We start from the raw sequence: 14317 nt of genomic DNA on the forward strand, positions 1-14317 counted from the left end.
GCTGGGCGCAAGCGTGCCGGTGCCGCCCATCGGGCGAGCATGACGATTGCTCACACTATGTCAGGTCATCAGGCGCTTCGACGGAAGGAAACTTGATGTCTGCGCGCCGGTACGCCCTGATATTGGGCATTTCTGGGCTGGACGACAAACCACTCTTTGTGCAGGATTTGTGAGCAATGCTCACAGGTCGAGATCATGCCGCGAAGATTGCCGCCCCTCACCGCCCTGCCCGCTTTCGACGCCGCCGCAAGGCATCTGAGCTTCTCCAGGGCGGCGGACGAGCTCAACCTTACCCATGGCGCGGTCAGCCGCGCCATCCGCAACATCGAAGACAGGCTCGGCATCCAGCTTTTCGATCGGGGAACGCGATCCGTGCGCCTGACCGCCGTCGGCGCGGCCTATGCGGTCGAGGTCGGCAAGGCGCTCGACCAGATCGCCGCCGCCACCATCGCCGCCACGCCCGACCGCTCGACGCGCATCCTGAACGTCTCGACGTCGGACGGCTTCGCCGGCCGCTGGCTGGTGCCGAGGCTGCATCGCTTCCACCGCGCCAATGCCGATATCGACGTGCGACTGGCGACCTCGGGTGTGCTGGCCGATTTCGTCAGCGACGGCATCGACATCGCCATCCGCTATGGCAAGGGCGGCTACACCGGCGTGACGGCGGAATTTCTCGCTGACGAGGAGGTCTTCCCGGTCTGCAGCCCGGAACTGCTGCAAGGTGAACATCCGCTGCGCCTGCCCGGGGATCTCAGGCACCACAAATTGATCCATGACGCCTTTCGCATCGACTGGGCGACATGGCTGCAACAGGCCGGCGTCGATGGCATCGACCCCAAGCGCGGTGTGCGCTTCGATTCCGCCACCTTCGCGGTCGAGGCCGCCGTGCATGGCGAAGGCGTGCTGCTCGGCCGCAGCGCGCTGGTCTCCGCCGACCTCGCGGCGGGACGGCTGGTGCGGCCCTTCGACCTCGCGCTGAAATCGGCGGCCAGCTACTACCTCGTCTATCCCGACGGCGCGTTGCGGCAGAAGAAGATCAGGGCGTTCCGTGACTGGCTGTTTGCCGAGGTGGCGGCTGACTGGGTCGGGATGTCTCGGAGGGATTGAGGCGAACCACCCGCCTACGCTTTTGACCCACCCACCAACCCCAGCCGCAACAAACTCTCGGCCGTGGCGACGATAGCCTCCTCGGCCGGGCGCGGCGTCCAGCCAAGCAGACGCGTCGCCTTTTCGCTGGTGGCGTCCATCATCACGCCGAGATGCCTGGCCAGCATCTTCGTCGTCGGATCGCCACGCAGCGCCAGCAGGCGGATCATCCAATTGGGAATCTCCCTGGTCGGCACCTTGGCTGCTGCCGCGCCCATCCTGCGCCGCAGCACTTTCGCAACATCCGCCATCCACAGGCTGTGGCCCGAAATACCGATGAAGCGCTCGCCCTTGGCCGCAGGACTGGTCATCGCCAGCAGATGCAGATCGGCCAGGTCGCGCACGTCGACATAGCCTGAGTTGACCCGGGGACAACCGGGCATGCCGTCCATCAGCCGCTTGATCAGCCCGATCGAATGCGAGAAATCAGCGGCGAGCACCGGGCCGAGCACGGCGACCGGATTGACGACGGAGAGTTCGAGGCCGCCGCCCTCGCGAGCGATGAAATCCCAGGCGGCGCGCTCCGACAGCGTCTTCGATCTCTGGTAGGGCGCGACGGCACCGCTGAGGTCGGACCAGTCGGTCTCGTTGAACGGCCGTGTCTGCGGCGCATGCCCCATAGCGACAGCACCGATGGCCGAAGTCAGCACCACGCGTTTTATGCCGGCATCGCGCGCGGCCTTGAGCACCCGCAGCACGCCGTCGACGGCGGGCCTCACCCAATCCTCCTCGCGCGTCTGGCTGCCGGACGGCGTCGGCGATGCGCCATGCATGACATAGGCGCAGCCGGCGACCGCCTCCGCCCAGCCGGCGTCCGCGGTCAGGTCGGCGGCGACGAAGGACAGCCGATCGCCGGGCTCGGCGCCGCCTTCCCTGAGCATCGCGCGCACCTCGGCTTCGCGCTCGAGCGAACGCACCGTCGTGCGCAGGCGATAACCGGCGTCGAGCAGCTTCAGCATGCAGTGCGATGCAATGAAGCCTGAGCCTCCGGTCACCAGCACCAGTTCGTCGTTCATGTCAGTCTCCTGATGTTCATTGGCCATCAGCTAGGCGCACCAGATCGGATTGTGAATGCTTGAAAATCCGCATAAGTTGCGCGAAAGTACGAAAATGACCGACGATCCTTTCTCCGACATCCTCAAATTCACCAGCGCGCAAACCATGGTTACAGGCGGCTTCACCGCCGGCGAGCCATGGGCGCTGCGCTTTCCGGCGCCCGAAAAAATCAAATTCTTCGCCGTGGTGAAGGGCAGTTGCTGGATCCGCCTCGAGGGCGAGGAGGAGCCGGTGCATGCGAAAACTGGAGACGTGCTGCTTTTGGCATCGCGGCGCTCCTTCATCCTCGCCAGCGACCTGTCCGTGCCGCCGCTCGACGCCATGGCGGTGTTCTCCGGTTGCAGGATCGCCCAACTCGGCGACGGCAAGGATTTTACGCATATTGGCGGCCACGTGCTGCTCGACCAGGCGAGCGGGCGGCTGCTGGCCGACGTCTTGCCGCCATGGATCCACATCCACGCCTCGTCGCCGCAAGCGACAATCCTGCGCTGGATCCTTGACCAGCTGGTGCGCGAGCAGGCGGATGGCCAGCCGGGCGCCAGCCTTGCCTCGGCGCAGCTCGCGCAATTGCTGTTTATCCAGGTATTGCGGGCGCATCTGCAGACATCGAGTCTTATGCCCGCCGGCTGGCTGCGCGCGCTCGCCGACCCGCGCCTGGCGCCGGCGCTGCGGCTGATGCATGGCGACCCTGGCCGCGACTGGCATCTGGAGGAACTCGCCAGAGCCGCCGCCATGTCGCGCACCAGTTTTGCCTTCCATTTCAGGCAAACCGCCGGCGTCGCGCCGCTGACCTACCTGACGCAATGGCGCATGCATCTGGCCGAGCGCGCCTTGCGCGAGGAAGATACGCCGGTGGCGGTGCTTGCCCGCTCCCTTGGCTACACCTCGGAAAGCGCCTTCAGCAATGCCTTCAAGCGCGCCACCGGCACCGCGCCCAAGCGGTATCGAACCGCGGGGAAAGCCGAACGGTCGGGTGACGCCGAAGCGCGGTCGCTGAGCCTGGTATCTTGAAAAATCAGGGAAGGCGGAGGCCCGAGACAGGTGGCCAGATCGGGACTGTCCAGCTGTCTCGGGCCTGATGCATGCCGCCCGAAAAGGGGGCATCGATTTTCAGGGAACCGACATGCATTGAAGGGCTCCGCGCACAGAGTGGACGTTGGTATCAGCGGCACCAGTCGTCATATGAGGGGTGTCGACCAGGACCTGCGCTACTCCTTGGCGCGATAGGCTTCCGGTATGACGAACACTTCGTCGGCCCGGCCATAGCCGCCGTCGGCGACCTCCTCGACCAGCACCATGGTGGTGGGCCGCACGCCTTCGCCGAAAAAGTCGACGAACATGGCTGTGGTCCGATGGATGAGGTCTTCTTTCTGCGCCTTGGAGAGAGCGGCCTGCGGCAGCTTGATGTTGGCGAATGGCATGATGGTTTCCTTTTCTGTTGGGGTTGGGTTTTCAGGCTTTGGGATGGAGCAGGTCGGCAAGGCCGATCCGCTCCAGGAGTTGCGCGCGCACGCGGTCGGCAACGCCGTTGACGATCGCGGCGCCATCGTCGGAGGGATCGATATGAACGCGCAGCGGGCGGCTGCCATGCGGCATGGCGACGAGGTCGACGATTGCCTCGGCGACCTCGGCCGGATCGGCATCCGCCGGTTCCAGCGACGCCAGCCCCTTCAGCGCCTGCTGGTCGGCACCGGCATAGGGACCGGACCAATAGGCGCCGGCGCGCTCGGCATCGGCGGGTGCCGCCGCGTGGTGGAAATGCTCCGTGCCCTTGGTGAAGGCGCCCGGCACCACGATCGTCGTTTCGATGCCGAAGCGGGCGAGTTCCAGCGCATAGCTCTGCGCCAGCGCGTCCATGCCGGCCTTGGCCGCGAAATAGGGGGCCAGGAAGGGCGGCGTGCCGCCGCGCGTGCTGCTCGAACCGACCCAGATCATCTGCGCCCGGCCGAGAGACCGCATATGCGGCAGGGCAGCCCGATTGACGCGCTGCGTGCCGACGACATTGACGTCATAGAGCTGCGTCAGCTGTTCGGGCGAAAACGCCTCGGCCGGCCCGAACCCCATATGCCCGGCATTGTGGATCAGCACGTCGAGCCGGCCGGCTTCGCCGAGGATCCGCCGGATCGCCGCTTCTGCAGAGCCATCGGAGGTGACGTCGAGCGCGATGGGCTTGAGCACCACGCCCTCGTCACGCGCAAGCGCCTCCATTTCGGCTGCCGCCGCACCACCGCGTGCCGAGGGATCACGCATCGAGGCAAAGACTGTGTGGCCGGCTCTTGCGAGCGCCCGCGCAGTCATCGCGCCAAAACCGCTGGAGGCGCCGGTGATCAGGATTGTCCGTTTCATCTCGGCCTCCCTCAGATCACGCCGCCATTGGCGCGGATGATCTGTCCGTTGACCCAGCCACTGTCCGGCCCGGCCAGGAACGACACGACGCCGGCAATGTCGTCGGGCTGGCCGAGCCGGCCGAGCGGGATCATCTTGCCGATGGCCTCGATCTGCGTCGCGCTCTTGCCGTCCATGAACAGCGCGGTCTCGACCGGCCCGGGCGCCACCGCATTGACGGTGACGCGGCGCGCGCCAAGCTCCTTCGCCAGGATATGCGTCATCGCCTCGACCGCCGCCTTGGTGGCGGCGTAGACGCCGTAGCCCGGCTGATAGAGGCCGACGACGCTGCTCGAGAAATTGACGATGCGGCCGCCGTCGCGAAGGCGTTTCGCGCCCTCGCGCGTGCCCCGGAACACGCCGCCGAGATTGACCGCGATCTGCGCGTCGAAGGAGGCGTCGTCGGTCCCGGCGATGGGCGACAGCTTCATGATGCCGGCATTGTTGACAAGGATATCGACGCCGCCGAACGCCTTCTCGCCGGCATCGAAAAGGGTGGCAATACCGGTGGGATCGGCGATGTCGGCCTGCACGGCGATCGCCTTGCCGCCTCCGGCCTCGATCGCGCCGCGGACCGCGTCGGCCTCGGCGCGGCCCCGTGCATAATTGACGACGACGGCCAAACCGTCGCGGGCAAGCCGCTGCGCGATCGCCGCACCAATGCCCTTGGAGGCGCCGGTCACGATCGCGGTTCTGATTGGATTGCCCGTGCTTGTCTGCTGGCCCGTACTTGTCTGCTGGTTTGTCATGGAAGTCTCTCCGAATTGCTGGTGACGCGGATATAGACGCAGCGAGCCGCCGGATAATCAGCCGTGCCTTGACATCACTATTCGGAAACTGCGAACAAAGAGCATGGATCGCCTGGACACGATGCGGCTCTTCGTTCGCGTGCTGGAGCGGCGCAGTTTCACCGCTGCCGCCGCCGATCTCGGACTGCCGCGCTCAACCGCGACGGAAGCGATCCGCCGGCTCGAGGAACATCTCGGCGCACGCCTGCTGGAGCGGACGACGCGGCAGGTGAACGCCACGCAGGACGGCGAGGCCTATTACCGGCGCTGCCTGCCGATCCTGGCCGAGATCGAGGACGCGGAAGCCGCCTTCCGCAACGCCGAGCCCTTCGGCCTGCTGCGCATCGACGCCAGCACGCTGCTCACCCGCACCTTCCTGCTGCCGCGCCTCCCGGAATTCCTCGCACGCTATTCGCGCATCGACCTGCAGATCGGCCAGAGCGATCGGCTGGTCGATCTCGTGCGCGAAGGCGTCGATTGCGTCATCCGCGTCGGCGAGCCGCCCGACAGCGGCATGATCATGCGCCGGCTGGGGATGATCCGCGAGATGACCTGCGCCAGCCCCGCCTATCTCTCTCGCCACGGCACACCCGCCTCCCCCGACGCGCTCGACGGCCACCAGGCGGTTGGCTTCGTCTCGTCGCGCACCGGCGAGGTGCTGCCCTTCGAATTCACCGTCAACGGCAAGACCCGCGAGATCCGGCTGCCGGGCCGCGTCGCCGCCAACAATTCCGACACCGCCGCCGATCTGGCGCGGCTCGGCCTCGGCCTCATCCAGGCGCCGCGCTATCGCTTCGAGAAGGACCTTGCTCAGGGCATGCTGGTCGAGGTGCTGGCCGACTACCCGCCCTCGCCGACGCCGCTATCGGCGCTCTACCCGCAGAACCGCCAGCTCTCGCCGCGCCTGCGCGTCTTCCTCGACTGGGCCGCGCGCATCTTCGCCGAGGCCAACCTGTAGGGATGCAGCCGCTGCTCGTCATGGGTATCTCGCCGTCATCGACCCCATCGCCGACGAACCCTAGGTATTGAAGCAAAATGGCACTATTCTACGCAATCTGGGGTCTTGGGGTACGCGGATGGATTTCAGCACGGGCCATGGCTACCTCCTCATCGGCGGCCTTATCCTGGTCGGCACCGGGCTGCTCATCCTGTCGCTGATCGTCAATCTTCGCGTCGCTCACAGCGTGCGCCACGACGTGCGCCATCGCGAAAAGCTGCTTGAATATTATCGCAACATCTTTTCACAGTTGGGCGTGATCCTGATCGGCATCGGCGTGTCGCTGTTCATCTTCTTCTTCCAGCAGAACTATCAGGACCAGCGCCGGCGCGAGACGGAGTTGCAGCAGGTGCTCGCCAAACTCGCCGCGCGCATTGCCCGCGGCGCGCCGGTCATGCAGTCGCTGGAAGAATTCGACGAGCTCTTGGATGAAGGCGGCCCCTATCTCAGCCCACAACTCGGCGGCAAGAACACCGCCGTCAGTCTCAACGGGACAGAGCTCGGCAAGCAGGCGGCCAGGATCCTGCTGGTCGAGCGCGACGTCGATCTGGGCGACTTCGAGGTGCTGAACCTGTCGCGCGATTTCGAATCCTCTTTCGTCGTCAACGAGCTCGATTCCAGGCTATGGTTCGACATCGTGGGCGACGAGAGCGAGATCAAATACGCCACCACCCAGCTCGCCCTCGACTACAAGGACCTGCGGGACACGATCGGTGGCGATCCGGCGGAGGCAGCGGTCGCCGACCCGGAAAAGGAGCGCCGCGTCAAGCGGGAGGTGCTCGACATCTTCTACGATGCCGATCTGCTGCGCCAGCGCTCCAGGCGGCATCTGGCCCGCGCCTGCTGGCTGTTCAGCCAAGGGCGCGGCTTCGTCGGCGCGGCCCCGGTCAATGCGATCGAGGCCGATGCCAGGTCGCACCAGGAATGGCTCGACCGCTCGAAGCCGGTGTTATCGCAGGCGAAGTCGGGCAGCGGCGACTGCTTCAAACTGCTCCGGTACGGCCAGGGGTCGTGAGCCGGGAGCGAGCGGGCAAGGTCCCCCTGCTCCGGTGACAAAGCCAAACACCTTCAAAGACCGGGTTGGCCGGGAGACACATTCATAGTGGTCCGAGCGTTGGTGCCGGACTTCGACAATGGCGCCCCAGATTCCAAAGGAGTAGGCTTCACTCTGTACATAAACCTCTTGGCTGGTCGAACGAGGTATTCGATGAAACCCCCTTCGACGGCCCCCATTCTCATCCAGTTCAGTGCTCGCAAAATTGGAGGTAGACCAAAGCGAGGGGTTCGTGAGTGGGACAGCCTCGACCTTCTTGCTACGTCACGAGGATAAGATCACCGTTGCCGCCGCAAGGGCCGCGAGGACCTGCTGGTAGGTCTCGGCGACAAGTGTGAACGTGCCATTTTCCGCAATGATAGCGCAATGACCGGTTTTCGTTTCATGTACTTCGACAATGGCGTCAGCATTGAACCACGTAGGAATTGAAGCCTTCCCACCCACAAATAGGCGAAAAGTCACAATTCTTGCCTGGGTCATTATTCGCGCGGCGATAACTTCTGCCGTCTCGGCCGTTTCATCGCTCCAATTGCTACAAATTATGCTAGTCCCCGACTTTTAAGTATGTCTGTCGACATACAAAAGCTGAACCAAATTTCTAGGATTCAAAGACGACGTGAGCCCGTCGCTGTTTACGAATTCGATCATCGTTTCCTCCCTCGCAATTTGCTACATTGATCGCTTACCCCTATGTAGTCAACAAGTATTCAAATCACACTGCGCAATTGGTCAGCTTTACTTAAGTACGGAAATGACATGGATCGCCCCATACGCCGAGACCGATGCTGCCGGGCATGTCTGGGAAGCGGCTCCGACTCTTCAGACTAGTTGTCTGAAGTGGGCCGGAAGCGGACTGTCCGTTTCCGACCCCGCCAGTCACCTTAGTTCGTCGCTAAGCGCGCGCTCGTTGGGATCGATCGAACCCAAATTCTTGGCAACCCGGAATCGACCGCCCTGCGCCTGCGCGATGTACATGTTCATGCGAACATGGTGCTGGCCGGGGACCATTTCGGCCGGTCCACCCGGTCCCTCGCTGATGCGGGCGTGATCGAGAGCCCGGATGACCGCGTCCCGCTCAGCACTGCCCGCTTCCTTCACCGCCGCTTCCCACATCTTGATCGCCCGGTAGTGCCCGGTGCATCCGCTGCCCGCAGTCAAGGTAGCCCCACCAGGGAACCGTTCACCGTAGCGGCGCAACAGCGCGCGACCGAACGGTTCGTCGAGTTCCTGGTAGTAGTCGAGGCAGCTGTAGAGGCCTTCAATCTGATCGGACGGCACGAGATTGAAGAAGTTCTCGTCGAAGTAGGTACAGACGATCTTGCCGCCGCGTTTGCCGAAACCGGCCTTGTGCAACTCTTCGAGGAACGGCGTCAGGCCCGGCGGGACGATGGTGTTGAAAACCACATCGGTGCGGCTCGCCATGATCTGCTGCACCGTCCGCCGGAAATCGACGGTGTCCAGCGGAAAATACTCCTCGCCGACGATCTCGCCGCCATTGGCCCGCACCGCCCGGCTCGCCGCCTTGTTCAGCAAATGGGGCCAGATGTAATCGGCCGACGGCAAATAGAACCGCTTCGCGCCGGTGCTGTTCATGAGCCATGGTATCAGCGGCTCGACCTGCTGCGCGGGCACAGGCCCTGTGCAGAAGATCAGGGGATCGTTTTCCTGTCCCTCATACTGCTCGGTGTAGATGTAGAGCGTCTTGCCCCGCGTGACCGCCTCGCTCTTGATGGCCAGGCGGGTCGAACTGTAGATGCCGCCGACCACCACGTCGACCTTGTCGACGTCGACGAGTTTCGCGGCCTTTGCCTTGGCAGCGCTGTCTGTGGTCTCGCCATCCTCGATGACGAGTTCCACCGGCCGGCCGAGGAGGCCGCCTTTGGCGTTGATGTCGTCGACGAGCATGGTGGTGAGGTTCGCATTTGCGACGCCCATGAAAGACAATGGGCCGGTGAGTTCGGCGACAAGGCCGATCTTGATGGGTTTCGGATCCATTTGATTTCTCCAAATCTGGGGGTTCGTCGGGGCGCGCCGCCGCCGGGCGGCAGGCGGCGCTCAGCGCGGGACCTCAGGCCTCGTAGTGGCCGAGCAGCAGTGCCGCCTGCGGCTTGCCGACATGGCCGGCTTCCTGCAGGATCGCTGGCACCTCCGGATCGGACACGAAATTCTTCCAGCCCTCGGCGTCCCAGTCGAAGATCGCCCAGACGCGATCGGGCTCGCTGGGGTCGCGGAAGACGGTCGCGCCGTTCGAGCCGTGCAGCCGGCGCTTGTCAGCGCCCTTGGTCGAAAAGATACGGATGAAGTGGTCGATATCAGCCACTTTGGTCGTTGCGAGAAGCATCTTGATTTCCTCCTGTCGGTCACGGCCATCATTGGTCCGTCGACAGGATCACGATGCGCGCCTCGCTGCAGGCGCGCATGGGGTGGATTCCCTATGCTCGCGTTTCGCCAGGTCGGACAAGGCCGTGCTCCACCGCGTAGAGCGCGGCCGCGGCACGGGTGGTCACGCCGATCTTGGAATAGACGCTCTCGATATGGTGGTCCGCGGTCTTGGGCGAGATATCAAGCTTTCGGGCCACCTCCTTCGCCGTGAGTCCGGTGGCGATCAGGCGTAGCACCTCGATCTCGCGCGGCGTCATGCCGGCAAGCGCTTGCGGCCCGGCCCGCCGCGATGGCTGCCCGGCGAAGGACAATACGGCCTCCGCGGCGTCGGGGCAGATACAGCCGTCACGCACGGCGGCGCGCAGCTGGGTCGCCGCCGCCTCGCTGGACAGCGCCTTGCGGTGCGGACGTTCCTCTCGCGACGTCTGGAAGGCTTCGGCAGCGGCCAGGATCCTTGCCGCCGGCGACAGGTCCGAGCCGCCGACCTTGCGGTGATAACCCGAGCCATCCAGGCGCTCGTGATGGCGAAGCACGAGGGCGGCCATCGCCTCGCCCTCGCGGCCGAACGAGGCCAGGGCCCGCTCGCCGTAATAGGCGTGCAGCTGTGCCGCGTCGCGTTCGCGCACCGACAGCGGGCCGTTGCGCATCCAGGTCGCCACCGGCACCACGAGTTCGCCAATGTCGTGGATGCAGCCCGACCAGCGCAGCGCGCGAACGTCAGGCTCGGGCAGTCCGATCCGTTTGCCCGCACCCGCGGCCAGTTCCGACACCATCCTCGAATGGCCCTGCGTAAACGGCATGCGCATGTCGATCATGTCGGCTATGGCGAGGAACGCCTCGTCGCAAGCCCCCTCGTCCAGCGTCGCCGGCGGATCCGGCTCGAGCGCCAAGATGGTGTCGCGGTCGACGGTCGCGCCAATGCCCTCCATCAGGGCCGCCGCGTTGGCCGAGACGAGCCGGGCCAGACCGGCTTCGTATGGACCATCGCCGCGGCTGGCGACGGTTTCGGCCATCCCGTCGATGCCGACGGCATCGCTGAGCGCAATCGCATCCTGCGCCAATGTGATCAGGCGCACGGCGGGCAGCACGTCCTCGCCACTCAGCCCGCGCGGCAGGCCCTTGCCGTCCCAGCGTTCGTAGATCTGCCCGAGATTGCGCCGGATCTCGTCGGACAGGCCGAGCCGCGCGCCGATCCGCTGCGCGACCTCGCAATGCGCTGTGAGCACCGGACGCGCCACCGCGAGCGCCTGCGACATCGCGGCCTCGATCGCCCTGGCCTGCGCGTCAGGCTCGAGATCGTAGTAGAACCGCTTGAAGGCCTGCACGAAGACCCTGCCCAGTTCCGCACGGTTGCCCATGTCGAGACCGACAAGATCCTGGCGCAGGGCGATTTCGTCGCCGAACGTGGCCGACAGAAGGTCCGTGTCGGCATTGCAGCCGACATAGCGCAGCATCGACTGATGGTAGGCGTTGCGCCGAACCTCATCGGAAACACCCGCAAGCTCGGCGATCCGCATTGCAAGCACGCAGGATTTCAGCGCGAAGTCGCGAGAATGGCCAGTGGCGAGATCCGAGGCATAGGCCAGGACCATCATGAAGTCAGCCCGGCGTATCGAGACATCTGTCATCGCACACCCCCAGTGACCCGTATGCTAGCCCCGTGTGCCGTCAATACCTAGGGGAAAATCCCAAGGCCGGATGTAGAAGAAACAGAGCGTTCTGTTTTGGACCGGAATGCGGAATGGCAGCTTTACGCTGGGAATAGTCAGAAGTGGACGTTTAGGCATCCTGACTACATCGATTGTCCGAAGCGGACGAGAGAAACCGCTATCGCCAGGCATTCTAGAGGGCCGCGAACTGCGGCGCAATGTGGTGGGCAGGCGGGAATGGATGCGCCTCGCGTTGCCTTGACTGTCGAGCGCTTCCCGCGACGCGTCCGACGCAGGCGCGGGAAGTCTCCGTGTCATGACTGATCCGTCCCGGACCTAGGCCTTGGCGGCGTTGTGTGCAGCCTCGAATACATCGCGCGCAGAGGTCGTACCCGCTACGTGCTCCGTACCCCCGACTCCGAGGTCCATCCATCCTGCATTCACGGCCTCGAACATTTCTTCGGCAGGTCCGGTGTGGCCCTTCGGGATGCCGAATTGCTCGAACGCTTCCGCCCACCCCGCACGCGGGATTGCAAAGGCTTCCACGTCGAGATTCAGGACTTCACCCAATTGCTTCGCGACGTCATCGGCGGTGACCATCGAACCAATTTCGACGATGCGCTGCCCCGACCACGCGGGCCCGGTCAAAAGGGTTGCGACCTCCGCGCCGATGTCGTTCGTCGCGACCATGGTCGATTTCCGGTTTGTCGGATTGTAGTGGACCGGTAGCGTTCCGCCCTGCGCGACCTGCAAGCCGTAAAGAAAATTTTCGAAGAATCCGCCTGCGCGCACAAATGCGATTGGCGATATCAGGTCGCGAAAACCTTGCTCCAGAAGCGACAAGGCCGTGATCACCCCGTGCCCGCTGGTTCTGTTCGCACCCATCGACGAAAGTGCAACCACTCGCGGCGGCGCTGCCTTGGTGAGCGCCTCGATGTAGTTTGCAATCACGCCCTTTGCTTCTTTGTAATCGGGCGACGGCGCCCAGACAGAGGGCAACATCACGAACGCGCCTTCGACGCCTTTGAGCGCTTGCTCGATGGCTGCCGGATCATTCCAATCGCCGTCTACCAGTTCCACGCCCCGGCTCGCCCAGTGAGCCGCCTTCTCGCGATTGCGGACGAGCGCGCGTACCTCCTTGCCGTGCGCCAACAGATGTTCTGCCGTTGCGCCGCCAACTTTTCCCGTGATTCCCATGACTAAAAACATGTGTTTTCTCCTGTTGAGGGACAGAGCACTGCCCCGGTTGGTTCAATGGATGAGCGGTAGAATGGCCCGGAGACGGGGATCGCGCAGATAGAGGCCGCCCCATGTCATCGCGCCCAGAAGCAGGGAAACGATTTCCGGCGGCGACCCCAACTCACCAATGCGGACATGGGCGCAGATGGCACTTCCCAAAAAGCCCGTCACCAGGATGGCGCCGAGGACGGCGGTGGCCGGGATGGCGTAAAGGATGGCGCAGGCGAGTATGATCGGACCCACGATACGGGTCAGGTCCATCGCGAACCCGGTTTCCTGCGACATGCTCGCGATCTGTGCCGGCGCGAAAAGCTGAATAGTGCCGTCTGCCGCCAGAGCGACAACGACAAACGCGCTCACTATCCGACCGGCCCACCGGGCGCGATGCAAGGTCACAGTTTCAGGCGTCTGATGCAGGTTCATAATTTCGGACACTTGTCATTCTCCGATGGGGCGATCCCATATTCGAAGCTTACTGTGCCTCTTAGGTGTGATAAACACCAAGGAAACGAACCAACTGTTCTCTTTTCGGGAAACAATATCGGGGCACGAAAATGCAGAATCTCGAACCCATCCTCATCTTCATAACGGTAGCGGAAATGGGGAGCTTCACCCGCGCGGCCGATAGCCTGGGCATCCAAAAAGGGAGGGCCTCAACGGCCGTCCGGAAGCTGGAGGAAGATGTCGGTGTCAGGCTCCTGCACCGGACGACGCGCAGCGTGCAGTTGACGGAGGACGGACGCGCATTTCACGCCCGTGCGCGCGATCTGCTTGCTGACGTCGATGATCTGCACTCGATGTTCGCAAGCGATCGCGTCGCACTTCGCGGGCGTTTACGGGTCGATCTTCCGACCGAGGTGGCGCGCACAACGATCGTGCCGGCCTTGCCGGATTTCATGGCGACACATCCCGAGTTGGAACTGGAGGTGTCGAGTACGGATCGGCAGGTTGATCTGGTTCAAGAGGGGTTCGACTGCGTGTTGCGACTTGGCCCCATAAGGGACGAGACGCTGATTGCCCGCCCGCTGGGCCTGTTGCGCATGGTCAATGCCGCCAGTCCCGCCTATCTGGCGCGCTATGGCGTCCCTCGATCGCTGGAAGATCTCAAGCGTCAGGAACATCGGACAATTCATTTTTCGACGATTCTGGGCGCAAGACCCCATGGATGGGAATATCCGGACGGCGACAACTACGCGACGCTTCAATTACCAGGTGCGCTGCACGTCAACAGCGCTCAGACCTACGAAGCCGCTGCCCTCGCCGGCCTTGGCCTGATTCAGGCTCCACTCTTGGGGGTTGGCCAATACTTGGAGAGTGGAGCGCTGGTGGAGATCATACCCGATTTTCGTCGCCGTGCGCTCGCCGTGTCCCTCGTCGTGGCACATCGGAGCAATCTGTCGCGCCGAGTCCGCGCTTTCATGAAATGGATCGAAGATGTGCTGACGCCGTATCTGGAATAGCCAAACGCAGCTTTCCGGTGATGAGCCCGACCGCGTGAACGTCGACGCCGCCCGTCGAAGCCGATGCCAGGCACACCAGGAATGGCTCGACCGCTCGAAATCGGTGTTATCGCAGGCGAAGTCTGGCAGCGGCGATTGCTTCAAACTGCTCCGGTACGGCC

15 protein-coding genes are annotated in these 14317 nt (G+C 63.9%); 5 read left to right on the forward strand and 10 right to left on the reverse strand.

Translation table 11 applies throughout. From position 1 onward, the window contains the following. Positions 1 to 195: 195 nt before the first annotated feature. Positions 196 to 1107 (forward strand): transcriptional regulator GcvA, encoded by a 912-nt coding sequence (gcvA, locus tag MAFF_RS08935; protein WP_010910569.1) that lies wholly within the window; start codon positions 196 to 198, stop codon positions 1105 to 1107. Between the two features lie 14 nt (positions 1108 to 1121). On the opposite strand, the gene MAFF_RS08940 is transcribed toward gcvA, so the two are convergent. Continuing rightward, on the reverse strand, positions 1122 to 2162 hold the full coding sequence (locus MAFF_RS08940) for an SDR family oxidoreductase (RefSeq protein WP_244420749.1): 1041 nt from the start codon (positions 2160 to 2162) through the stop codon (positions 1122 to 1124). Between the two features lie 55 nt (positions 2163 to 2217). On the opposite strand from MAFF_RS08940, the gene MAFF_RS08945 reads away from it, so the two are divergent. Continuing rightward, positions 2218 to 3213 (forward strand): AraC family transcriptional regulator, encoded by a 996-nt coding sequence (locus MAFF_RS08945; protein ID WP_044548153.1) that lies wholly within the window; start codon positions 2218 to 2220, stop codon positions 3211 to 3213. A 197-nt stretch (positions 3214 to 3410) separates the two neighbouring features. Here the strand turns inward: MAFF_RS08945 and MAFF_RS08950 are convergent, their stop codons facing one another. From MAFF_RS08950 to MAFF_RS08960, 3 genes are read right to left on the reverse strand one after another with little or no spacing between them, the layout of a single operon-like run. Continuing rightward, complete coding sequence (locus tag MAFF_RS08950) at positions 3411 to 3623, reverse strand: tautomerase family protein (protein ID WP_010910572.1); 213 nt, start codon at positions 3621 to 3623, stop codon at positions 3411 to 3413. A gap of 31 nt (positions 3624 to 3654) precedes the next feature. Continuing rightward, positions 3655 to 4548, reverse strand: a complete 894-nt coding sequence (locus MAFF_RS08955; RefSeq protein ID WP_010910573.1) for an SDR family oxidoreductase — start codon at positions 4546 to 4548, stop codon at positions 3655 to 3657. Positions 4549 to 4559: 11 nt separating this feature from the next. Next, positions 4560 to 5336 (reverse strand): SDR family oxidoreductase, encoded by a 777-nt coding sequence (locus MAFF_RS08960; protein WP_010910574.1) that lies wholly within the window; start codon positions 5334 to 5336, stop codon positions 4560 to 4562. A gap of 103 nt (positions 5337 to 5439) precedes the next feature. Between MAFF_RS08960 and MAFF_RS08965 the strand changes: the two genes are divergently transcribed. Both MAFF_RS08965 and MAFF_RS08970 read left to right on the forward strand, forming a co-directional pair. Beyond that, positions 5440 to 6333, forward strand: a complete 894-nt coding sequence (locus tag MAFF_RS08965) for a LysR family transcriptional regulator (protein WP_010910575.1) — start codon at positions 5440 to 5442, stop codon at positions 6331 to 6333. A 118-nt stretch (positions 6334 to 6451) separates the two neighbouring features. Next, complete coding sequence (locus MAFF_RS08970; RefSeq protein WP_010910576.1) at positions 6452 to 7387, forward strand: hypothetical protein; 936 nt, start codon at positions 6452 to 6454, stop codon at positions 7385 to 7387. Between the two features lie 303 nt (positions 7388 to 7690). Here the strand turns inward: MAFF_RS08970 and MAFF_RS08975 are convergent, their stop codons facing one another. The 6 genes from MAFF_RS08975 to MAFF_RS09000 all read right to left on the reverse strand — a co-directional run bounded on the left by MAFF_RS08975 (position 7691) and on the right by MAFF_RS09000 (position 13131). Next, a complete protein-coding gene (locus MAFF_RS08975; RefSeq protein ID WP_010910577.1) occupies positions 7691 to 7906 on the reverse strand; it encodes a hypothetical protein in 216 nt (71 codons plus the stop codon). Between the two features lie 396 nt (positions 7907 to 8302). Further along, positions 8303 to 9421, reverse strand: coding sequence for a substrate-binding protein (locus tag MAFF_RS08980; protein WP_010910578.1), 1119 nt, complete (start codon positions 9419 to 9421; stop codon positions 8303 to 8305). A 73-nt stretch (positions 9422 to 9494) separates the two neighbouring features. After that, a complete protein-coding gene (locus MAFF_RS08985) occupies positions 9495 to 9767 on the reverse strand; it encodes a hypothetical protein (protein WP_010910579.1) in 273 nt (90 codons plus the stop codon). Between the two features lie 91 nt (positions 9768 to 9858). Further along, the gene (locus MAFF_RS08990; protein ID WP_010910580.1) at positions 9859 to 11436 is read right to left on the reverse strand and encodes an HD domain-containing phosphohydrolase; all 1578 of its coding nucleotides are present in this window, start codon (positions 11434 to 11436) and stop codon (positions 9859 to 9861) included. A 357-nt stretch (positions 11437 to 11793) separates the two neighbouring features. Then, a complete protein-coding gene (locus tag MAFF_RS08995) occupies positions 11794 to 12666 on the reverse strand; it encodes an NmrA family NAD(P)-binding protein (RefSeq protein ID WP_010910581.1) in 873 nt (290 codons plus the stop codon). Positions 12667 to 12708: 42 nt separating this feature from the next. Then, positions 12709 to 13131, reverse strand: coding sequence for a DoxX family protein (locus MAFF_RS09000; protein ID WP_010910582.1), 423 nt, complete (start codon positions 13129 to 13131; stop codon positions 12709 to 12711). Positions 13132 to 13250: 119 nt separating this feature from the next. Between MAFF_RS09000 and MAFF_RS09005 the strand changes: the two genes are divergently transcribed. After that, entirely contained in the window at positions 13251 to 14156 is a 906-nt protein-coding gene (locus MAFF_RS09005) for a LysR family transcriptional regulator (protein WP_010910583.1), read from the forward strand. The last annotated feature ends 161 nt before the right edge of the window (positions 14157 to 14317 follow it).

The sequence above is a fragment of the Mesorhizobium japonicum MAFF 303099 genome (assembly GCF_000009625.1).
Lineage (GTDB): Bacteria > Pseudomonadota > Alphaproteobacteria > Rhizobiales > Rhizobiaceae > Mesorhizobium > Mesorhizobium japonicum.